The sequence below is a fragment of the Desulfovibrio sp. 86 genome (assembly GCF_902702915.1).
Classification (GTDB): Bacteria; Desulfobacterota; Desulfovibrionia; order Desulfovibrionales; family Desulfovibrionaceae; genus Desulfovibrio.
Genome location: NZ_LR738849.1, coordinates 2,248,563 through 2,271,052, shown reverse-complemented (window position 1 = coordinate 2,271,052; position 22,490 = coordinate 2,248,563). Strand labels below are relative to the sequence as shown.

Here is a 22,490-nt window from a genome sequence, read left to right as displayed (position 1 = left end):
TCCCTAAAAACTTTATTGTCCTGCGGCACACCATCGCACGGTTGCCACGCGCGCTTGACGCATCCTGCAGCACTGCGGCAGGATGCTTTTTTTTCACAAAATTTCAGGACAACGAACATGCAACAGCCCACCCCCACTACCGGAGCAGCGCCGCGTCTGCGCCGCGCCGTGACCGCCGACCATGCCGCCCTGGCCGCCCTCTGGAAGCGCAGCGTTGTCGCAACACACCACTTTCTCACGCCGCAGGCCGTGGACGAGCTGTATACTGCCATCCTGCGGGAATACCTGCCGGGCGTGGAAGAATTGTGGGTGGCGGAATACGAGCCTTCCAGCCCAGAAGCGCTCGGCCCAAATGTACCCGACCCGGATACGCTCCGCCCTGTGGGTTTTATGGGCTGCAACTGGCCGCAGATAGAAATGCTGTTTGTGGAGCCGGAATGTTTCGGCCTTGGCATCGGCAAGATGCTTCTTGGCCATGCCCAGCAGCGGGCCATGGCGGAGAGCGCGACGCTGACCCTTGACGTCAATGAGCAGAACCCCGCCGCCCTGGCTTTTTATGAACACATGGGCTTTGTGGTGACGGGGCGCTCTCCCGTGGACGGGCAGGGCCGCCCGTACCCGCTGTTACATATGGAATGGCGACGGCCCTAGGGAAACGCTGATTTATTTCGTTTAGCAGCGTTGCTTCACTTTTTTTGAAACAGTCGAGGACGGAAGAGTCCACTCCTGCTTCAAAAAAAGAGCGCGCCTTGCCAAACGAAACAACTGCGCGTTTCCATGAGGCTCTTTACTTAATAATCTAGGTTATTCACGCTTTTTTAAAGTTAAAATTCTCTAAATGGGCAGGCGCATGACGCACAGCACGTTGTTGACGTAGCGGCCGTCGCGCTTGTATTCCCGGTAGCCGCGCGAACATGCGCAGCCCACGGCATAGAGCACGCCGTCAACGGATTCCAGACGCGAGGCGCACTGGCCCTGGGCCAAAGCCAGCCACTCGTCGGGCAGGCGGCAGCTTTCGCCCGGCGTCAGGCCCGGCGCGCTGGCGGCCACCACAATGCCCCCGGCCTCGGCAAAAAAGCCTTCCGCCCCAGCCAGCACCTTGCCCGCGCAGTCTCTGGGCAGCGTATCGTCCAGCATGCCCGCGAACTGGGGCAGGGAGTCAAAGACAATGCCGATGCCGCCCACCGCCGGGCCGCCCTCGAGCGGAAATACCGGCGCGCTGTAGATGTAGGAGGGCCGGGGCAGGCCGTCCGGCTGATACAGGTCTGTGGCGCGAAAGGGCGAAACGGCGAAATCGTCGGAATCCGTGAGCGCCAGGGTGCGGCGCACATAGTCCTCATTGAGCTGCTCGCCATAATGGCCGCGCTCCGCTGGCCGGGAGCAGGCCACGATGACGCCGCGCGCGTCGTACAGAAAGAGGTTCGCGTACACCGTATAGTAGCTGTTGATGTACTCAAGCACGCCCTCAAGCCGGGTCAGATCGCTCCTGCTGACAGTGGGTTGCGACAGTATCCGCCGAAAGTCGGGCGTCAGCGCCCACCAGCGGCAGTCGTTGGCGCGCTCGTAAAGGTTGCGGTCCATAATTTCAACGGTGATGGATGCGAGAAACGAGGCATCGTTGAGGCGCGAGGCCGTCACCGTGTTCAGCAGGCCGTCGGTGAAGCGGTGGAACTCGCGCTCCATTTCCCTGCACATTTTCCGCACCGCGTCCAGAATGGGGGGCAATGCCTGGGCGGCGTGCCGCTCGTCATCCCTGGCATTGCCGCTCTGGCGGGCGGCCATGATCTGTCCGTTGAGCGCCGCCAGCGTAAGATCGCCCATGACATCGCCCGCCTGTTCCTCAATGCTGGTCAGTTGGGCCGAAAAATCCGCCTCGCGGCGCACCAGCGCGGCATCCAGGCCATCTGCGGGCCTGTCGGCAAAGGCGCTTTGCGCGCTGCGCAGCACCTGCGCGCACCAGGGCTGGCCTGTGTATCCCTGGTAGCCGTCGGAAGGGCGCGAAACAGCCAGGGACGTCTGGCCGCCAAAGCCGGTTATGGAAAAGCTCGCGTCGCCGCCAAGGTCATAGGTACGGCCCGCAGGAGCCCGTACGGCGCTGCTGCTGGCAAAAGCCTGCCCCTGCCCGTCCAGCAGCAGCACAACCATATCGTCGGCAAACCGGGCCATGCCGGAAAAAAGATCGGCGGCCTCCCCTTCCATATCGAAAACAAGGCAGAGCACCCCCAGCGGGGCCGCTTCGCCCTCGGCGCGGATCACGTGCGAATAGACGAGCGCCGCGCTCCCGTCAGGGGAAAGATCTGTGGGGCGAAAGGTTTCCACAAAATCCGTTGCAGCCAGCGTCTGCCCCATGAGCGGATCGTGCGAGACGCGCACCGGCCTTGCGGTGTTGAGCTGCACGCGCACATTCCCCTGCGCATCGAGCACAAGAATATCGCGGTACACGCTGTACTTGGAGCGATAGGCATGCAGCCGGGCGCGCATGCCGGCCTCGTCGCCGCCACCCTGCTGCAGAAAGCGGACAATCTCTCCATCTGTGGCCAGAAAGCTGACGTCCGCCGTGCGCTCATAAAGATTGCGCTTGATGATGTCCATGACCACCTGGGCCACGGGCGACATCTCGCGTACGGCTTTTTCAAGCAGCTTTTCCGCCAGCATGCTGATCAGGTCGTGGCGCAGGTTGCCGAAGGTATCGCGCGTTTTGAAGATGAAATCGAACAGCGTGGACGCGATGGCATTGCAGTTGATCTTGCCGGTAAGGGCAATCCACGTCCATTGCCGCTCAAGCTGCGAAAACACCGCGCGACAGCGCCCGATTTCGGGCATGAAGGGAGCCAGTTTTTCAACAGCGGCCTTTGTATGGGCATCAAGATCGCACAGCATGCAGCACCTCGCTCACACCCGGAGCATAATGATTCGCACGTTCATAGGAAGCGGGCCTTCGTGACTGTGTGGGCACAAGCCCGCCGTGAAGACGCTCGCGCAGGTACGGCAAGCTGCAGTGCCTGCGTTGCGAAAGCGCGTGCACAGCAAAAAAAAATGGCAACCCGCGAGGGAAGCCTTCACTTCCATCGTTCGGATTGCCGCACCAATACCGTGATCACTGTTTTGAAGCCCGAGGGGGCGGGCTGTGTAAAACCGGGCAAAGACCAGTCACAAGGCGGACGTTGTCCTCTACCGCAAATAGAGCATCTTGCCTTTGAAAAAGGGCACACGCTCTGACATAGAAGTTTTAGGGAAACGCGCAGTTATTTCGTTTGGCAAGGCGCGATCTTTTTTTGAAGCAGGAGTGGACTCTTCCGTCCTCGACTGTTTCAAAAAAAGTGAAGCAACGCCGCCAAACGAGATAAATCAGCGTTTCCTTAGGGGCGTGGGGGAGGAAACCCTTTTTCAAAAGGGTTTCCTCCCCCACAAGAACCTTCAAAAATAAAAAACGCTAGCTGCTCTTGCGCTTGCCTGCGGTCTGGTACCGCTTCTGCGCCGAAAGTTCCGACTTGCGCAAACGGATGGACAGGGGCGTCACTTCCACCAGTTCGTCTTCGCGCACAAAGTGCAGGGCATGCTCCAGCGTCATCTTTTTCACGGGCGTAAGGGTGACGTTTTCGTCCTTGCCCGACGCGCGCAGGTTGGTGAGCTTCTTTTCCTTGGTGGCATTGACGTCGATGTCGTTATCGCGATTGTGCTCGCCGATGATCATGCCTTCGTACACAGGGTCGCCCGGCTCCACAAAAAGGATGCCGCGCGGCTCAAGGTTGTAGAGGGCATAGGCCACGCCACTGCCCGCCCTGTCGGCGACGATGGAGCCGGAGTAGCGCGTGAGAAAATCGCCACGCCATTCTTCATAGCCGTCGAGGTAGGAGTTCATGATGCCCGTGCCCTTGGTGTCCGTGAGGAACTCGTCGCGGTAGCCGATAAGGCCGCGCGCGGGCACGCTGAATTCAAGGCGCACACGGCCGGTGCCGTTGTTGATGCAGTTGACCATGCGGCCCTTGCGCTGGGCCAGCTTTTCAGTGACCACGCCCATAAAGGTCTCGTCGCAGTCCACATAGAGGCGTTCAATGGGCTCAAGGGTCTTGCCGTTTTCGTCCTTTTGCAGGATGACCTCGGGACGGCCCACGGAAAGTTCAAATCCCTCGCGGCGCATGGTTTCGATAAGAATGGCCATCTGGAATTCGCCACGGCCCTTGACGAGAAAAGCGTCGCGGTCTGCCGTGTCTTCAACGCGAACGGCCACGTTGCGCAGCGTTTCCTTGACCAGGCGGTCATGGATGGCGCGGCTCTGCACCAGTTTGCCTTCGCGCCCGGCCAGTGGGGAGGTGTTGATGCCAAAACGCATGGCCACGGTGGGTTCGTCCACGCGGATGCGCGGCAGGGCGCGGGGATTTTCGCGGGTGCAGATGGTGTCGCCGATGGTCACATCTTCAATGCCCGCCAGCACGACGATGTCGCCGGGCTGGGCGGTTTCGACCTCGGCCAGCTGCAGGCCGTCATACACCTGAAGCTTGGTGGCGCGCAGGGGGCGGGGCTGCCCGTCTTCGCCTATGCAGGCAAGCGATTCCTTGCTCTGCACATGGCCGTGCATGATGCGGCCCACGGCCAGACGGCCCAGATAGTCGGAATAGTCAAGGTCGGCCACCAGCATCTGGAAGGGCTGGTCGGGATCGTGCGCCGGGCCGGGGATATACTTGAGGATGGCTTCAAAAAGCGGCGACAGGTCTTTCTGTTCGTCATCGATGTTGTTCATGGCCACGCCCGCGCGGCCGATGGCGTATAGAACCGGAAATTCGAGCTGCGCCTCGTTGGCGTCAAGGTCGATGAAAAGGTCGTAAATTTCGTTGAGCACTTCCTGGGGGCGTGCGTCCTTGCGGTCGATCTTGTTGATGACGACCACGACAGGCAGCCCGGCCTCAAGGGTTTTACGCAGCACAAAGCGGGTCTGGGGCAGCGGCCCCTCGGAGGCGTCCACCAGCAGGATGGCGCCCGTGGTCATCGAGAGCGAGCGTTCAACTTCGCCGCCAAAGTCAGCGTGGCCAGGCGTATCGATGATGTTGATCTTGACGCCGTTCCACGACACCGCGCAGTTTTTGGCGGCAATGGTGATGCCGCGCTCGCGTTCCAGATCCATACTGTCCATGACGCGATCGTCAAGCTGCTGGCCAGCGCGAAGAACGCCGCCCTGCTTGAAGAGTGCGTCCACAAGGGTGGTCTTGCCGTGGTCAACGTGTGCTATAATGGCTACATTGCGAAGAGATTCATTGTGCTGCATAGAGCGCTTGCCTTTTGGTAGAAAAAAAAGTGTCCGGGCAGCGCTTGTACGCATTTTTCAGAGTTTTGTCACCATTGCCCGTATGAGGCGACCCAGATTTTTGCCTGCCTGAGCAGCCACAAGGATGATTTCTTCCAAAGGAGCCGGGGTCATACAGTCCGGCAAATTTTTATTGGAAAGACAGGACAGGCCAAGCACGCGCATGCCCATATGCCGCGCGGCAATGACCTCAAGCACTGTGCTCATGCCAACGGCGTCAGCCCCCCACTGCCGGTACATGCGCGTCTCGGCCGGGGTTTCCATTTCCGGGCCGCGCACGCCGATATACACGCCGCGCTCAAGCCGCAGGCCCATCTTGGCCGAGGTTTCCATGGCCAGAGCGCGAAGCTCCGCGTCAAAGGGCATGCTCATGTCCGGAAAGCGCTGCCCCCACTGGTCGCAGTTACAGCCCACCAGGGGTGAATGCCCGGTATGGTTGATAAAATCCGTCATGCACATGATGGAACCGGCGTCAAAGGTGGGATTGAGCGCCCCGGCCGCGTTGGTGATGATGAGGGTCTTGACGCCCATACCCGCCATCACGCGTACGCCCATGCACACTTCCGCCGGGGTGCGCCCTTCATATAAATGGCACCGCCCCTGCTGGATGAGCACGGGCCGACCCGGCACGTCGTCATCTTCGCCACAGGCCGTGGGAAACCGCCCCCACACAAAAGCGCCCACGTGGGAGTCCACGCTTGATGCGGGAAAGCCCGGCAGGTCGGCATAGGGCACTGCCACCCTTTCGGCGAGCCTGTCCGCCAGCCCGGAAAGGCCGGTGCCCAGTATGAGCCCTATGGGCGAGGCATTTTTTTCTGTGGAGCCGCACGAAATGCAGTGCGCGCCAAAAGGTTGCGAAAAGGCGCCGCTGGCTGCCTCCAAAGCCGCACGCAGAGCCGCCGTCGCCGACTGGACTTCCTGCGAATTTTGCATATTATCCCTCCTGATTCCGATCTGGCGAAAAAACCGCAACCCAGCAGCCGCAACGGGTACGCGATTTTTCCACCTGCACAGCAACTGTGCGTGTGGATTTTCGCACGGAAAGTGCGTATACTCGTTTGATACAAACTCTGTATATCCCGCCCGGCCCTGTCCCACAAGGGCTCACGGGCAGATTCGACTCAATTTCCGGCTCGCCGTGCTTGCGGCCGCCCGAAATAAACAGACAACAACTATTTGCGCCGCTACGGCGCTGCATACGGAGACAGGCTTGGACAAAGCTCAGGAAACCATCCCCCTGCAAAAGCATAAAATTCTGGTAGCCAACAGGGGCGAAATCGCCATTCGCATCATGAAAGCCTGCCGCAAGCTGGGCGTGGCCTTTACAGCCATCTTCACCGCCGAAGACGCGGCTTCCGGGCACGTGCGCATGGCGCGGGAAGAAGGGGGCGCAAAAAGCCTTTTCCGCGTCTCTTCCTACCACGACGCCAACGAACTCATGGCCGTGGCCGATGAGGCGGGCTGCACCGCCGTACACCCCGGCTACGGCTTTTTTGCCGAGGACTTCCGCTTTGCCCGCCGCGTTGCCAAGCGCGACCGCAAGCTCATCTTCATCGGCCCCTCGTGGAAAATCATCCGTGAGTTGGGCGACAAGATCAACACCAAGCGCCTGGCCCGCAGCCTTGGCGTGCCCACGGTGCCCGGTTCCGACCGCCCCATCTATGACGAGATGGAAGCCGAACGCATTGCCAAGAGCATTTTTGAATTTCAGGCCCAGCAGGGCATCAGCAGGCCCCTTGTGCTTGTGAAGGCTTCGGCTGGCGGCGGCGGCATGGGCATTGAGGAAGTGTACGACCCCGATCAGTTCCGTTCCGTCTACCGCCGCATACGCAGTTACGCGCTGCGCCAGTTCAAGGACGAGGGCGTGCTGATCGAACAGCGCATCACCGACTTCAACCATCTGGAAGTGCAGGTTGTTTCCGACCGGTCGGGCATGAACCCCGTGCATTTCGGCACCCGCAACTGCTCCATCCAGTCCACAGGCCTGCAAAAGCGCATTGAAGTCGCCCCCGGCTTTGTGCCCGACGAACTCAAATATACCTTTGACGCGGGCAAGGTGCTGACCGACATCGTTCACTATTCCCTCACCATGGCCCGCAAGGTGGGCTACGACAACGTGGGCACCTGGGAGTGGATCGTCACCCGCAAGGGCGAACCCTTCCTTATGGAGGTCAACACCCGCATCCAGGTGGAAAACGGCGTGTCAGCCCGCATTTCAAAGGTCAAGGGACAGGGCAACGTGGACATCATCGCCGAGCAGATCCGCATCGGCCTCGGCGAACCCCTGGGCTACGGCCAGTCCGACATCACCTTTGACGGCGTGGGCATTGAATACCGCCTTATCGCCGAAGATCCCGACAACAACTTTACCCCCTGGGTGGGTCGTATAGAGCGCTTCCAGTGGAGCGACCAGCCCTGGCTGACCATGCTCACCCATGTGCCGACAAAAGAACCCTACGAAATCCCGACAGAATTCGATCCAAACCTGGCTCTTGCCATCATTTGGGGCAAGGATCTGGAAGAAGCCAAGGCCCGTGGCCTTGAGTTTCTGAATGACCTGCACCTTGAGGGACACAACGGCACAGGCCAAGAACTGAAGTCCAATGTCAATTTTTTAGCGGCCAACACCGGACGAATCCTCCGCTTTTGAACAAGGGAAATGCATGATGGACAACGTGTCCAAGGCCACTCTGGGGCTTGAGGCCAGGCGCCCGCACAAACCCGCAACGACGGGGACCATGCGCAATCCGGTGCTGCAGGCCAAGATCATGAACGGGGCCGGTGTGGAACTGAAGGTTCTGGCCGCTCTGCGCTCGTCCTCCTCCAACTACCTTAAAACACCCGTTTAGCGGCACACGCGAGTCATGGATAACAACATAGAAAAACGCATCCAGAGCCTGCGCGACAGGCTCAGCTACCTGGTGGACATTTTCGCCGGCAAGCACAAAGACAACGCCCAGTTGCTGGAAGAGAAGCTCACCTCCTTTGCGGCCCGCGTCCGGGCGGGGGACATTGAAGACCCCTACGCAGAGCTGGCCACGGTCGAAGACCTTTTCTCCTATGTGGAACGCCGCCTTGAAGGCAGCATTACCGCCATGGACAAGGTGCGCATCGTGCGTCACCCGCAGCGTGTCTGCCTGCGTGATATCCTGGAAAACGTCTACGACAACTTCACGGAAGTCGGCGGACAGGACGAACACAGCCTCGACCCCAGCATGCTCATTGCCAGGGCCGTCATCACCCGGCGGCGCGGCAAAAAAACCTATACCCAGTCCGTCATGGTCATCGGGCAGGAAAAGGGCCACGGCGCGGAGTTCCGCAACGGCGGCTCGGTCAAGCCCTGGGGCAACGCCAAGGCGCAGCAGTACATGCGCGTGGCCGAAACCGAGGGCATTCCCATTCATGCGTACATCTTCACGCCCGGCTCGTATCCCATTGAGGACTACCCTGGCGCGGCACAGCAGATTGCCCGCAATATCTACTGCATGGCTGGCTTGCGTGTTCCCGTCATTGCCGTGATCTCCGAGGGCGGCTCGGGCGGCGCCGAGGCCATTGGCCTTGCCGACAAAAGGCTCATGCTTTCGCACGGCTACTATTCGGTCATTTCGCCCGAAGGGGCCGCCGCCATCGAGGGACGCCTCAAATCGGGAGAGCGCGCCACCCCAGAGCTCATTGAACACTGCGCCCAGAACCTCAAGATCACGGCGCAGGACAACCTCAAGTTCGGGTACATCGACCGCATCGTGCAGGAGCCGCCCCTGGGCGCGCGCCCCTGGCACTTCGACTTCTTCCGCAACCTGCGGCAGGAAGTCATCCGCGCCACCGACGAAGTGGTGGTCTCCACCCGCAAAATGCCCATTTTCAAAGGCCTGGCTCTCTCGCGCCTGCGCAAGCCCGACGCCAACCTGGACGAAATGTATACCCGCTGGGGGCTTTCATCCAACGCCAAGGATTGCCTGCGCGAACGGCGGCAGCAGAAATTTCTGCGCCTTTCACGCCAGGCCGCGCGTGACCGCAGGCCCTTTGTCACCAAGCTGGCGGGAGCCGCCTGGGACTGGATCTCCAAACCCTGGGTCAGCTTCAAGTACGACTTCTACCGCAAGCACCAAAGGCGCATCCGCACCTTTGTGGAAGAAATGGACAACGAATGGGAAGTGTTCAAGGGCCGCCTGCTGGCTCCCTGGCACAAGCTCACCCGCAAGTTGCCCAGCAAGCAGGACAGCAAGGCCAAGGAACTCATGGCCCTTTCCACCTGGGCGGACGATTCGCGCCGCCTCAAGTGGAACTACATATCCCCGCGGTACAAGATCGACCGCACGGTCACCTGCCCCAACAGCGCTTCCTACGGCTGTCTCGACCTGTGGGGGCCGGATCTCTTTGCCGAGTTCGCGGGCGTGTGCAGCCATTGCGGCTACCACTTCCCGATGGAACCGGAATGGTATGTGAGAAACGTCTTTGACGCTGGTTCGGTCTTTGAGTTCAACAGCGAAATCGAAGCGGGCAACCCCCTGGACTTTCCTGGCTTCAGCGACCGCATCAGCGACGCGCAAAAAAAGACGGGAGCCAAAAGCGGCTGCATGACCTTTGAGGCGCGCATCGACAATACCAAGATGGTGGTGGCCATGCTTATGGGCACCTTCCGCGGTGGCTCCGTCGGGGCCGCCGAAGGCTACAAGTTTGTGGAAGCCGCCCAGCGTGCCGCCAAAAAGCGCTATCCCTTCCTGGCCTATGTACACGGCACGGCGGGCATACGCATTCAGGAAGGCACCCACGGCGTCATACAGATGCCGCGCTGCACAGTGGCCGTGCGCCGCTACATTGAAGCCGGCGGCCTGTACATGGTGCTGTACGACACCAACTCCTTTGCCGGGCCCGTGGCCAGCTTTCTTGGCTGCTCGCCCTACCAGTTCGCCGTGCGTTCGTCCAATATCGGCTTTGCCGGCCCCGGCGTCATCAAGGAGACCACTGGCATGGACATTCCGCCCAAGTACCATCGCTCGTACCGCGCCCTGTCCCGCGGCCACATTCAGGGCATATGGGACAGAAGGCAGGTTCGTGCCAACCTGAAACAAGCTTTACTCACCATCGGCGGCAGAAACCTGTACTATCGGTAGGTGGTGGAATAAGGATGCGCGCCCCACCGGGCACGCCACGAGAGAACCCGAACGCCCGCGCCGCCCCGGCGGCACACGCGCCAAGCATATAACGGACCAAGCATGATTAATATATCTTCGCTGCTGGACGAAATTAAAGCCTCTCCCTACCGCGAAATCGTCATCCGCACCCCGCATACGGGCCGGGTCACGTTCGCGGGACTCACGCAGGGCGACAAGGCCGTCGGCCCCCAGGGCCAGTGGAAGGAAAAACCCGGCACCCTCATTGCCACGCTAGAGCGCGAGCGCAATCCCAAGCCCATCTACGCATCTGAAAAGGGCGAAGTAAGCGTTGTGCACAGCAACCTTGAGGGCCAGTTCGTGGAGGCCGGAACTCCGCTGGCGGTGCTGCGGCATATGCTGACCAAGGACGAGGTGCAGAGCATCATTCTGCAAAAAACCCTGCACCTGTTCCGTGCGCCCGAACGCGCCAAATACTACTTCACTCCCGATGTGGACAAAAAAATCCGCGCGGCGGACGCGCAGTCTGTGGCTGTTCGCGACGGCATGGAACTGCTCATCATGTCGCGCATGAAGCGTGAGGTCCCCCTCAACTACACGGGTCCTGACGGCGTCATCTACGCGGTCTACTTCAAGATCAACGACAATATGGACGCTGGCGCGCCCCTTCTTGGCGTGTGCCCCAAGGATCAACTGCCCGCCATTCAGGACGTGATCATGCGCGTGCAGACGGAATGGACGGAAAAAGAGTAGAGCAATTTACCTTTGAAAAAGTGTAAATGCTCTAACGCTGCACTTTCGTGCAGCGCGCCACAACGTGGCGTGGATTCAGCCGAAAATCGCATTTTTCGGCTGAATGAACACTTTGAAATGCTTCTCATTTCAAAGTTGATCTGCTCTAGAGCAATGTACCTTTGAACCGGAGCAATTTCACGCTGAAATTGCCGTGAAGGCTGCATGGACAGGCCTGCGCCGTGAAGGCGCAAACACAGGGTGGCTGCTCTGTGACGCGCCGCAAGGGGGCATGCCGCACCCCTGGGAATACGCATTCCCGGGGCTGAACGGCCAGACGCTCCCTCGTAACAAGCCAGCCAACAACACGGAGGGTCATCATGGGCGAAGCCTTGCAAATACGTGTCACTGCCGTGACCTGGAACGAAGACCTGCTCGAAAAACTGTGGCCCCAACTGACGGAACTGGCCTTCAGCGTGCCCATCAAGCACGAGAAGCACGGCGTGCTCGAGATGGTGCGCGCCCTGCACGAGGGCCTGCAGTTCCTGCCCTGGTCCGAGGCAAGGCGCAAAGCCATGGGCCCCGGCATTGAAGAGGCCGCCCGCCTCAAGCAGGCGCTGGAAAACGCCCTGGCTGACTGGCAGCCACGTGAGGCCAACATTTTGAGTGACAAACTGGAAGACGTACTGGATACTCTGGAAAAGGCTTTTGTTGCCTGACGTATCCTGAACGCAGCAGTCTATTATCGGAGAGCATTCGCATGCTGAATAAAGTTATGATTATCGGCCGTCTGGGCCGCGACCCCGAGTTGCGCTACACTCAGAGCGGTTCGCCCGTGGCCAGCCTCAATATTGCTACTGACGAATCCTATACTGACCGCGAGGGCAACAAGGTTGACCGCACAGAATGGCACCGCGTGTCCGTTTTTCAACGTCAGGCGGAAAATTGCGCCAACTACCTTACCAAGGGCAGCCTGGTCTTTGTGGAAGGCAGCCTGCAGACCCGCAAATGGCAGGATCAGCAGGGACAGGACCGCTACACCACCGAAATCAAGGCCCAGCGTGTCCAGTTTCTTGACCGCAAGGGCGACGCCCCGCGTGAAACCGGCGGACGTGGCTATGAAGAAGACTACGGCGCGCCCGCAGCCGCTCCCCGTGGCAATGCCCCGCGCGGCGGCCAGACCGGAGGCGCTCGGCAGCAGCCGCAGGGCGGCGGCCAGGGTGGCCGCAAAGGCATGGATGAGGATCTTGGCCCGGCCTTTCCCTCCGAAGCTTCCAATATGGACGATGTGCCCTTCTAGAGCATTTTGCTTTTGAAACACTCCCTGTTTCAACGCATCATTCTGGCGAAAAACGTGGTTTTCACCAGAATCCACGCCACTTCGTGGCGGCTGCCGCCTTCGCGTCAGCAGAGCAATTTCAAGGTGAAATTGCTCTAGACCGATTCGCCTTTGCAGCCTGCATTGTTGAAAAAGGCCGGAACCGTCAGGTTCCGGCCTTTTCTGTAGAGCAGAGTACGCTTGAAATGCTTTGTGGGGGAGGGACCCTTTTGCAAAAGGGTCCCTCCCCACACCCCCTCCCCCGAAAACCTTCAACACTCCGCGCGGCCCTTCACGCAGCTTTTCCCAACCTGCCGTCAATGCCCCAATAATCACGCAAGATGCTTCTGCAGACGAGATTGCGAAAAAAAGCGCCATCGTCCGTATCGCATCATGCAATGCCAGAATCGGCGTGGCGCCTCCCCCAGCGTGCCCTGCTGTCGCATTATTCTTTTTATATGAACTTTTTATTACAATTTTAGCATGTTAGCGCGACAATCCTTGCTGTGGCGGCAGCAAAATATCATGAAAAACCGCCATGATAACTTTACCCTTCACGCATGTTTTTTTTACCCCCGGAGGTGCGGTCTTGCGCGTTTTTTTCCGGCTGGGGGCTTCTCTTTTTTAAAAACTTGCAGTATGATGGCATTTAGGTTTTTCGGCGGGGATCAAGGCCTTTTCGTATATTTTTGCTGATGTTGTCAGGAAAAGTTGCGAGAGGTGGTTGACTTTTTGTTAGATTATTCACAAGATGCTGTTTGAAAGAAGCCCTTCCCATTCCGGTCAACGTGATTCCACGGGGGGAGGCTGTCATAACTAAAACACGGAGGATTTCGCGATGTCCAAATTGGTAGCTCCTCACGGCGGTAAGGGTCTGGTCTGTTGCCTGCTTGAAGGCAAGGCCCTGGAAGACGAAAAGAAAAAGGCTGCAGGCCTCAAGCAGATCGAGATTTCTTCCCGCGCCAAGGGCGACCTCATCATGATGGGCATTGGCGGCTTTTCGCCTCTGAACGGCTTCATGAACAAGGCCAACTGGAAGAGCGTGTGCGAGAAGATGACTCTCACCGACGGCACCTTCTGGCCCGTGCCTGTGACCCTGGACATCTCCGCTGACGAAGCCAAGACCATCAAGGCTGGCGAAGAAGTGGCCCTGGTCCGTAAGGGTGAAATCATGGCCACCATGAAGGTCGAAGAAGTCTATGAAATGACTGAAGCCGACAAGAAACTGGAATGCGAACTGGTCTTCAAAGGCGAAGGCCCCGACTCTGAAAAGTTCTGGGAAGTGGCCCCCGAAGACCACCCCGGCGTGAAAATGGTTCTGGCCCAGAAAGAATTCAACATCGCTGGCCCCGTCAAAGTGCTTTCGCAGGGCGAATTCCCCGAAAAGTTCCCCGGCGTCTACATGACCCCCGCCCAGCTGCGCGCCAAGATGGACGAACGCGGCTGGCAGAAGGTTGCCGCCCTCCAGCTGCGCAACCCCATGCACCGCTCGCATGAATACCTCGCCAAAATCGGCGTTGAAGTGTGCGACGGCGTGGTCATCCACTCCCTGGTGGGCTCCCTGAAACCCGGCGACATCCCCGCTGAAGTGCGCGTGCGCTGCATCGACACCCTGGTTGACAAGTACTTCGTGAAAGACTTCGTCATCCAGGCCGGCTACCCCCTGGACATGCGCTACGCTGGTCCGCGTGAAGCCCTGCTGCACGCCACCTTCCGCCAGAACTACGGCATCAACAACCTGCTGGTTGGCCGCGACCACGCTGGCGTGGGCGACTTCTACGGCATGTTCGAAGCCCAGGAAATCTTCCGCAAGATGCCCGCGTCTGCTGACCCCAGCAAACGCCTGCTCTGCGAACCCCTGAATATCGACTGGACCTTCTACTGCAAAAAGTGCGACGGCATGGCCAGCATGCGCACCTGCCCGCACGGCAAAGACGATCGCGTCATCCTGTCCGGCACCAAGCTGCGCAAGATGCTCTCCGAAGGCGCGGAAGTGCCGGATCACTTCGGTCGCGAAGAAGTGCTCACCATCCTGCGCGAGTACTATTCCAGCCTTACCGAAAAAGTCGAAGTCAAGATGCAGCGTGCCGCCTCTGGTTCCACCATGTAAGGACGCCGCAGTCACAACGCGAAAGGACGCCCGCAAGGGCGTCCTTTTGTTTTGCCGCAGCGCCGCTGGCAGGCGCGCGCCTGCCCCCCCGCCGTGCGGCCCCTGTATGCGTCCTCCGTGCTGCATACCCTGGACTGCGAGCTGTTCGCTTCTGAGCTAACAAACTGCCATTTTTGCCGAAAAATCTCGACGCTCCCACCTCGGCGGTGGTCTGCCGTATTTTTGAGAGACATTGCCTTCCGGAGCAGCCCGCGCTTTACCTGAGGCAAAAAAAAGCCTATAGCTAAATGATACATTTCGGGCAAAGAAGTCGTTGCTGGCTGCCATGAACGGGCGGCCCGAATGTTCCGGCGGGCGGGCCACCTCTGGCCTGCGCTTTGTGCGTGCCCAGGCGGTTCCCGCTCAAACCCATCTACAGGTGGTCCATGAACCGATCCCACGAAATCGTTACCGGCGCCTTGTGCCTTGCCCTGCTGGGCGCGGCATTCTGCGCATGGAGCGCCCTTGGCAACGAGGTCAATCTGTGCGTAACGGCTGGCTGCTCATTATATCAAGATACGGCCCTGGCTGGCATTTCACTGTGGTGGCTTGGCGCAGGCGCTTTTGCTGTCCTGAGTTTTCTGGCCCTGCTCGGCCTTGCGCACTGGGGCCGTATTCTTGCCGCCCTGACGCTTGCGGGTGATGTGGCGCTGCTGCTGGTCATGGCCCTCACCGCCCCTTGCGTAAGCTGTCTCATCGTGGCCATTTTCTTTGCCCTTACCTATGCGAGCTTTCGCCAGGCGGCGGCCGCGCGCACCCGCTCCGGCAAGGCGGGCCGCTCAGCGCTTGTGCTTGTCTGGGGCCTGCTTTTTATCGTCAATCTGGGCGCTGTGGCCAAATCGCAGGCCACTGTCTGGGCCATTACCGACAATGCGCAGGAAGCCACGGTGCACATGTACTTTTCGCCCTCCTGCTCCAGTTGCCGCGAAGGCATTGCCCGTCTTTCCGGCCATGTGGATGTGGCCTTCTACCCCCTGGCGGAAAATGACACGGACGTCTACCGCGTGGCCCACATGCTGCGCAGGCTGAACCAGGGCGACAGCATGGCCGAAGCCCTGGCGCACGCGCAAAACGTGACCGCCCCCGGCGGCCTCGCCAACTGGAGCCTGGACATGCTCTGGCTGCGCTTCCGCCTGCTGCGCAACAAGTCCCATGTTTTTCTGGCGGGCTCCCATTCCGTGCCCTTCCTTGAATATCACGGCCTGCCTTCCATGCTGGTCAAACAGGGCCAGAATTCCGGGCAGCGTAACCCGGCGGGTTCTTCCGCCAACATGGGCGCGCCTGCCGGAGGCATGACGGGCGGCGGCGCTGGCGCGGCCGCAGCGCAGAGACCGCAAGGCAGCGCAGACGTGTTGCCGCTGGATCCGCAGATAGCGGGACAGTGCAGCGGCCCTGCCCCCTGCCCCGACTAGAGCGGTTTACCTTTGAAAAAGTGTAAATGCTCAAACGCTGCACGAACGTGCAGCGCGCCACAACGTGGCGTGGATTCAGCCGCGAATCGCATTTTTCGGCTGGATGAAAACTTTGAAATGTGAGGCATTTCAAAGTTACTCTGCCCCAGACAGGACAGTCCGCCGCCAGCGGCTTGGGATAGAGCAGTTTACGAATGAAATGAGTTAAATGCTCTGCAAGGATTTTTCTGAAAATCCTTGCCACGAAATGCGAGTAGGCGGGCTTTTGCCTGCCGTACGCGAGCGTTTCAAGTGTTAAATGCTCTAGACGTCACAATGCGCTCGCTCTGACAACGGCGGGAACAGGCGCGCGACGTTACGGCGTCAGGCCGGAGCGCCTTGTTGAAATGATAAAAGCACCGTGACTGACAGTGGCGCAAAGGCGCTTGGGGTCTGTGGGATGGACAGTCACCCCATGCACGGATGCGGCGAAAGCCCCCTTTGTGCAAAAAATAACGTAAGTAGTGCAGGCAAGCGGTAAAGGGGCTTGACGCCCTTTACTCTTCCACTTTATATGAAACAGCCTTACCCGTTAAGGCATGAGGGCGGCATGAAAGCAATGGCTTTGTTCAGAGAGCACAAAAGTGAAATCGTTCGCCTTTGGGCTGAAGAGGTTTTTAACACCTACCCGTTTGAAACGACGGGGTTTTTGCGTACCCGCGAAGACCCGTTCAGCAATCCTGTCGCCAACATGACCAAGGAAGCGGCCGACGCGCTGTACGACGCCATGTCTGGCGAACACGTTGATCCCGGCCAGACCAAGCACGCTCTTGAGCGGTTCATCAAGCTGCGCGCTGTGCAGAAATTTGCTCCAAGCCAGGGACTGGGCGTTTTTTTTCTCATGAAGCCCATTCTGCGTGAGCATCTGCTGCCCAAGTTCATGGCTCTGGGCGACGTGGCGCCCTATTTGGAAGCCGAATCGCGCCTGGACAGTCTGACCCTGCTGGCCTTCGACATGTATACAGAGGCCCGCGAGGTTCTGGCCAACCTGCGCATCACAGAAATTCGCAACCAGCACGCCCAACTGGCGCGCTGGGCGCAACAGCTGGAAGGCGGCTCGCCGCATCCGGCTGACGAACGCTGAAATCCACGCGCTTTTTGCCCGGCATCTTGCCCTTGCCGGGTTTTTCAGGCGTGCGGTCCAGGCATTTCTCAATATCCCGTGGTGGGCTTTTGAGGCAACTTTAGTGGAAGTGAGGTAGGGAATGTTCAATTCATTACTGCTGGTGCTGCTCATAGGAGCCACAGCCTGGGCGGGAGCGGCCATAGGGCTTGCGCCTCTGTTCGGCGTTGTGTTGCCATATGTGGCAGTCGTCGTCTTCGTCGCCGGTGTCATCTGGCGCATGGTGTACTGGGCCAAATCGCCCGTGCCTTTCTGCATCCCCACCACGGGCGGGCAGGAAGTGTCGCTTGATTTCATCAAGCCCAACCGGATCGACTGTCCCAGCAACACCTGGGACGTGGTGCGGCGCATGTTTCTGGAAGTGTTTTTCTTCCGTTCGCTGTTCCGCAACACTGTGGCCGATGTGCGCGAAAACGACCCCATCAGCAAGGGACCGCGTACCATCTATTTTTCTTCCAAGTGGTTGTGGGTTTTCGCCCTGCTGTTCCACTACTGTTTCCTGCTGGTTTTCATCCGGCACTTCCGCTTCTTTATGGAGCCCATCCCCTCCTGTATCAAATTTCTCGAAACCATCGACGGCATCATGCAGGTGGGCTCGCCCCGCTTTTTCATGACCGGCGGTCTGGTGCTCGTGGGCGTGCTCTTTCTTCTTGGCCGCCGCATCTATGACAAGCGCCTGCGCTACATCTCGCTGTTCAACGACTATTTTCCGCTGTGGCTCATCATTGGCATCATCAGCAGCGGCCTGTGCCTTCGGTATTTCGACAAGACCGAAATAGCCCAGGTCAAGATTTTCGTCATGGGGCTTACCCACTTTGCCCCCGTGACCACTGCCGGCATCAACGCGCTCTTCTTCACCCACCTTACTCTGGTGTGCGTACTGCTGCTCTACTTCCCCTTCTCCAAGCTCATGCATATGCCGGGCGTGTTCTTCAGCCCCACGCGCAACCTGGCCAACAATTCCCGCCGGGTACGCCACATCAACCCCTGGAATCCGCCCAAGCAGTACTTCACCTATGCCGAGTACGAGGATACCTATCGCGACGCCATGGCTGAAGCCGGGCTGCCGCTGGATAAGCAACCCGAAAAGGCCGCCGAGTAAGGAGTCTTCATCATGGCAAAATTACCTACGCCGCAAATGCTTGTAGCCAGCCGTCCGGAATTCCCGGTCGAAGACTGGCTTGACGTCAAGCCGGAATTTACGCCGGGCAGCTTCTGCTATCCGGCCAAGAAAGACACCATGGAACTGTTGCACATGCCTAATCCCCACGAGTGGGATCCGTCCGCCGAGGACTGGAACCTGCCCGAAAACTGGGAACAAATCCTGTGCGACGCCTTTGCCGACAGGCTTGAAAAGCACCGCTCGCTCAAGCTGTTCATGGACATCTGTGTGCGTTGCGGCGCCTGTGCCGACAAGTGCCACTTCTTCCTTGGCACCAACGATCCCAAGAACATGCCCGTGCTGCGCGCCGAGCTGCTCCGCTCGCTCTACCGTCGCGACTACACCATGCTGGGCAAGATCCTTGGCAAGAAGGTCGGCGCCCGCGGCTGGGACGTGGCCGTAGTCAAAGAACTGTTCTACTACGCCTACCAGTGCACCGAGTGCCGCCGCTGCTCGCTCTTCTGCCCCTACGGCATCGACACGGCCGAAATCACCGCCATCGTGCGCGAACTGCTGCATGAAGTGGGCCTCGGCACCCACTGGATCATGGATCCTGTGAAAAACTGCAGCTTCACGGGCAACCACCTTGGCATCCAGCCCCACTCCTTTGTGGAAATCGTGGAAATGCTGGCCGATGACTGCGAAACCGTCACCGGCATCCGTCCCAAGACGCCCTTTAACGAAAAGGGCCACGAAATCCTGTTCATCACGCCCTCCGGCGACGTATTTGCCGACCCCGGCATCTACACCTTCATGGGCTACCTCATGCTCTTCCACGAGCTTGATCTGGACTACACCTTCTCCACCTACGCTTCTGAAGGCGGCAACTTCGGTTCCTTCACCACCTTCAACATGGCCAAGAAGCTCAACGCCAAGATGTACGCCGAGGCCGAACGCCTGGGCTCCAAGTGGATCCTCGGCGGCGAGTGCGGGCACATGTGGCGCGTGATCAACCAGTACATGGACACCTACAACGGCCCTGCCCCGGCCAGCATGGAAGTTCCCGTGTCGCCCATTACGGGCACGGTGTTCAAGAATGCCGCTTCCACCAAGATGGTGCACATTGCGGAATTTACGGCTGACCTCATTCATCACAACAAGCTGAAGCTTGATCCCAGCCGTAACGACCATATCATCACCACCTTCCACGACAGCTGCAACCCGGCCCGTGGCATGGGCCTGCTGGAAGAGCCCCGCTACGTGCTCAAAGCCGTGTGCAACAACTTCCATGAAATGCCCGAAAACACCATTCGTGAGCAAACCTTCTGCTGCGGCGCCGGTTCCGGCCTCAATACGGAAGAAATCATGGAACTGCGCATGCGCGCGGGCATGCCGCGCGGCAACGCCCTGCGCTTTGTGCAGGAAAAGTACGGTGTCAACCACATGGCCTGCGTTTGCGCCATTGACCGCGCCACCCTGCCCCCGCTCGCCAATTACTGGGCGCCGGGCGTCAATGTGAGCGGCCTGCACGAACTGGTGGCCAACGCCCTGGTCATGAAGGGCGAAAGCAAGCGCACCATGGACCTGCGTCAGGAAGACCTGCCCAATGTGGTGGACGACGAGGACGCGCCCGAAGCACAGGGGGAGGGCCAATAAATGTATAACGCCAAAGCAGTTATCGTTGGAATCATAGTATTTGTGGCCCTGTTCACCTCCCCTTTCTGGCTGAGCTTGATGGGGAAGGATTACAAGAGCACCGGCATTGAGCTGCCCAAGGGCGAAAAGGATTGCATCGAGGACGTGCAGTTCATGCGCGACCAGCACATGCGCCTGCTCAATGAATGGCGCGACGAGGCCCTGCGCAAGGAAAACCGCGTCTATGTGGCCACCAGCGGCAAAAAGTGGAACATCAGCCTCCAGAATACCTGCTTGAAGTGCCATAATGACTACAAGGGATTCTGTGAAAAGTGCCATACGGCTAACGGCGTTGATCCCTATTGCTGGACTTGCCACATTATTCCCCAGGGGAGCAAGTAATGAACAAGAGCAGAAGAAGCTTTCTGAAAGTGGCGGGCTTTTCGGCCTTCGCCCTTACCAGCGGCATGGCTGCCCTGTCTGGCGTTGCCCAGGCGCAGATTGCCCCCGGCAAGTATGAACCCGCGGCCAATGCACTGCATGCCAAGCGCTGGGCCATGGTCATCGACACGCGCCAGTTCGCGGGCCCCGAAGACTACAAGCCCCTGAGCGACGCCTGCCACGCCTTCCACAACGTACCGCAGATTCCCGGCAACCAGGAAATCAAGTGGTTCTGGCTGGACAGCTACGCCCATGTCTTCCCTGACGACATGAACGCGCACCTGAACACGCACTCCCGCGAGTCTCTGTACCCGCTGCTGTGCAACCACTGCACCAATCCGCCCTGCGTGCGCGTGTGCCCCACACAGGCCACCTACAAAATGGAAGACGGCATTGTGGCCATGGACTATCACCGCTGCATCGGCTGCCGGTTCTGCATGGCTGGCTGTCCCTACGGCGCGCGTTCCTTCAACTTCAAAGACCCGCGCAAGTTCCTGTCCAACCCCGTGCCCAATCCCGAATACCCCACGCGCATGATCGGCGTGGTGGAGAAATGCACGTTCTGCGCCGAGCGCCTTGCCGTAGGCAAGCTGCCCGCCTGCGTGGAAGCGGCCAATGGCAAGATACTTTTCGGCGACCTGGAAGACCCCAATTCAACGGTGCGCCAGGCTTTGGCCGCCAATTACAGTATTCGCCGCAAGCCCAGCCTGGGCACCCAGCCCGGCGTCTACTACCTTATCTAGGGAGAACAGGCCATGCTTGAAAAATTGCTCGACGGTCCTAAGACCTACTACATGTGGCTGATCTTCCTGCTGGTTCTTATCGCGGGTTGCGGCCTTGTGTACCTCGATCAGTTGCAGAACGGTCTCTCCGTCACCGGCCTCAGCCGTGACGTTTCGTGGGGATTGTACATTTCGCAGTTCACCTATTTCGTGGGTGTGGCGGCCTCGGCCGTCATGCTGGTGCTGCCCACCTACTTCCATCACTACAAAAAGTTCAAACGCATGATCATCTTTGGTGAATTCATGGCCGTCGCGGCCGTGGTCATGTGCGCGCTCTTCATCGTGGTGGACCTTGGTCAGCCCCAGCGCATGCTCAACGTCATGCTTCACCCCTCGCCCCATTCCGTCATGTTCTACGACATGATGGTGCTCATCGGGTACCTGGGTCTGAACATCATCATCGGCTGGGTCACTCTTGAGGCCGAAAGGCACGAGATTGAGCCGCCCAAGTGGATCAAGCCCCTTATCTATATCTCCGTCCTGTGGGCTTTCTCCATCCATACGGTCACGGCCTTCCTGTACGCGGGCATTCCCGGCCGCCATTACTGGCTCACCGCCATTATGGCCGCCCGCTTCCTGTCCTCGGCCTTCTGCTCCGGTCCTGCCATCCTGCTCCTGCTGATGATGGTGCTGCGCCGCCTGACGGGCTTCGAGCCCGGCAAGGAAGCCGTGAAGACCCTGACCATCATCATTGTGTACGCCATGTGCATCAACGTCTTCTTCTACCTGCTGGAAATCTTCACCGCCTTCTACAGCGGCGTTCCCGGGCATGAAGAACCCATCCACTTCCTCTTCTTCGGGCACGAAGGTCATCTGCCCTGGGTGAGCTACTGGATGTGGGGCGCTGTTATCATGGCCTTTGCCTCTCTGGCCCTGCTTATTCCGCCCAAGCTGCGCGAAAACCCCTGTCTGCTGCCCATCGCCCTCATCATGCTGGTGCTGGCCTCCTGGATCGACAAGGGTCTTGGCCTGCTGGTGGCCGGTTTCACGCCCAACATGTTTGAAGCCTTCACGCCCTACATGCCCAGCGCCAAGGAAATTGCCGTGGCTCTCGGCGTCTACGGCGTCGGCGCTCTGGTGCTCTCGCTGCTCTGGCGTATCGCCCTTGGCGTCAAGATGGAAGTGGATCACATGCACGACTAGGTTGACCATGAGGTCGGCCATACGGTGAAAAAATCCGTTACCAAAGCCCCCGTGTTCGCACGGGGGCTTTCATCTATCATCCCTTTGTGATAAAATTCCCTTATCAGAGCCTGTGAACCTTGAAGCGCGCGGAGCCGCCCGCAACCACGCCCGCGTGAAAAAACAAAAACACGGCAAAGCCTTTGCACAGGCGCACGC

The 22,490-nt window shown here is 59.2% G+C and carries 18 protein-coding genes; 15 read left to right on the top strand and 3 right to left on the bottom strand.

The annotated features are described in order from the left end of the window. Positions 1–117: 117 nt before the first annotated feature. Positions 118–651 carry a GNAT family N-acetyltransferase gene (locus DESU86_RS09235; RefSeq protein ID WP_179980781.1) on the top strand — a complete coding sequence of 178 codons (534 nt, stop codon included), beginning with the start codon at positions 118–120 and terminating at the stop codon, positions 649–651. Between the two features lie 183 nt (positions 652–834). Here the strand turns inward: DESU86_RS09235 and DESU86_RS09230 are convergent, their stop codons facing one another. The 3 genes from DESU86_RS09230 to DESU86_RS09220 form a co-directional block, all read right to left on the bottom strand. Further along, positions 835–2,880, bottom strand: coding sequence for a cache domain-containing protein (locus DESU86_RS09230; RefSeq protein WP_232088312.1), 2,046 nt, complete (start codon positions 2,878–2,880; stop codon positions 835–837). Positions 2,881–3,433: 553 nt separating this feature from the next. Further along, positions 3,434–5,263, bottom strand: a complete 1,830-nt coding sequence (gene typA, locus DESU86_RS09225) for a translational GTPase TypA (RefSeq protein ID WP_179980780.1) — start codon at positions 5,261–5,263, stop codon at positions 3,434–3,436. A gap of 57 nt (positions 5,264–5,320) precedes the next feature. Beyond that, positions 5,321–6,235 carry a purine-nucleoside phosphorylase gene (locus DESU86_RS09220; protein WP_179980779.1) on the bottom strand — a complete coding sequence of 305 codons (915 nt, stop codon included), beginning with the start codon at positions 6,233–6,235 and terminating at the stop codon, positions 5,321–5,323. 277 nt (positions 6,236–6,512) lie between these two features. On the opposite strand from DESU86_RS09220, the gene DESU86_RS09215 reads away from it, so the two are divergent. From DESU86_RS09215 to dsrP, 14 genes are all read left to right on the top strand, one after another. Then, positions 6,513–7,952, top strand: a complete 1,440-nt coding sequence (locus tag DESU86_RS09215; protein ID WP_442873483.1) for a biotin carboxylase N-terminal domain-containing protein — start codon at positions 6,513–6,515, stop codon at positions 7,950–7,952. 13 nt (positions 7,953–7,965) lie between these two features. Further along, the gene (locus DESU86_RS09210) at positions 7,966–8,151 is read left to right on the top strand and encodes a DUF1847 domain-containing protein (protein ID WP_179980778.1); all 186 of its coding nucleotides are present in this window, start codon (positions 7,966–7,968) and stop codon (positions 8,149–8,151) included. Between the two features lie 15 nt (positions 8,152–8,166). After that, complete coding sequence (locus DESU86_RS09205; RefSeq protein ID WP_179980777.1) at positions 8,167–10,416, top strand: acetyl-CoA carboxylase carboxyl transferase subunit alpha/beta; 2,250 nt, start codon at positions 8,167–8,169, stop codon at positions 10,414–10,416. Between the two features lie 102 nt (positions 10,417–10,518). Further along, positions 10,519–11,169, top strand: a complete 651-nt coding sequence (locus DESU86_RS09200) for a biotin attachment protein (RefSeq protein WP_179980776.1) — start codon at positions 10,519–10,521, stop codon at positions 11,167–11,169. A 359-nt stretch (positions 11,170–11,528) separates the two neighbouring features. Further along, positions 11,529–11,867: a hypothetical protein gene (locus DESU86_RS09195; protein WP_179980775.1), complete on the top strand. Its 339-nt coding sequence runs from the start codon at positions 11,529–11,531 to the stop codon at positions 11,865–11,867. 41 nt (positions 11,868–11,908) lie between these two features. Beyond that, entirely contained in the window at positions 11,909–12,448 is a 540-nt protein-coding gene (locus tag DESU86_RS09190; protein ID WP_179980774.1) for a single-stranded DNA-binding protein, read from the top strand. 856 nt (positions 12,449–13,304) lie between these two features. After that, positions 13,305–14,576 (top strand): sulfate adenylyltransferase, encoded by a 1,272-nt coding sequence (gene sat, locus DESU86_RS09185; protein WP_179980773.1) that lies wholly within the window; start codon positions 13,305–13,307, stop codon positions 14,574–14,576. Positions 14,577–15,001: 425 nt separating this feature from the next. After that, positions 15,002–16,027, top strand: coding sequence for a hypothetical protein (locus DESU86_RS09180; protein WP_179980772.1), 1,026 nt, complete (start codon positions 15,002–15,004; stop codon positions 16,025–16,027). Between the two features lie 589 nt (positions 16,028–16,616). Beyond that, entirely contained in the window at positions 16,617–17,150 is a 534-nt protein-coding gene (locus DESU86_RS09175; protein WP_179980771.1) for an RsbRD N-terminal domain-containing protein, read from the top strand. Between the two features lie 121 nt (positions 17,151–17,271). Then, a complete protein-coding gene (gene dsrM / locus DESU86_RS09170) occupies positions 17,272–18,291 on the top strand; it encodes a sulfate reduction electron transfer complex DsrMKJOP subunit DsrM (protein WP_179980770.1) in 1,020 nt (339 codons plus the stop codon). A gap of 12 nt (positions 18,292–18,303) precedes the next feature. Continuing rightward, positions 18,304–19,947 carry a sulfate reduction electron transfer complex DsrMKJOP subunit DsrK gene (gene dsrK, locus DESU86_RS09165; protein WP_179980769.1) on the top strand — a complete coding sequence of 548 codons (1,644 nt, stop codon included), beginning with the start codon at positions 18,304–18,306 and terminating at the stop codon, positions 19,945–19,947. Next, the gene (dsrJ, locus tag DESU86_RS09160; RefSeq protein ID WP_179980768.1) at positions 19,948–20,328 is read left to right on the top strand and encodes a sulfate reduction electron transfer complex DsrMKJOP subunit DsrJ; all 381 of its coding nucleotides are present in this window, start codon (positions 19,948–19,950) and stop codon (positions 20,326–20,328) included. Then, a complete protein-coding gene (gene dsrO / locus DESU86_RS09155; RefSeq protein WP_179980767.1) occupies positions 20,328–21,110 on the top strand; it encodes a sulfate reduction electron transfer complex DsrMKJOP subunit DsrO in 783 nt (260 codons plus the stop codon). Before dsrJ ends, dsrO begins: the two co-directional genes overlap by 1 nt. Before the next feature lie 12 nt (positions 21,111–21,122). Further along, the gene (dsrP, locus tag DESU86_RS09150) at positions 21,123–22,292 is read left to right on the top strand and encodes a sulfate reduction electron transfer complex DsrMKJOP subunit DsrP (RefSeq protein WP_179980766.1); all 1,170 of its coding nucleotides are present in this window, start codon (positions 21,123–21,125) and stop codon (positions 22,290–22,292) included. The last annotated feature ends 198 nt before the right edge of the window (positions 22,293–22,490 follow it).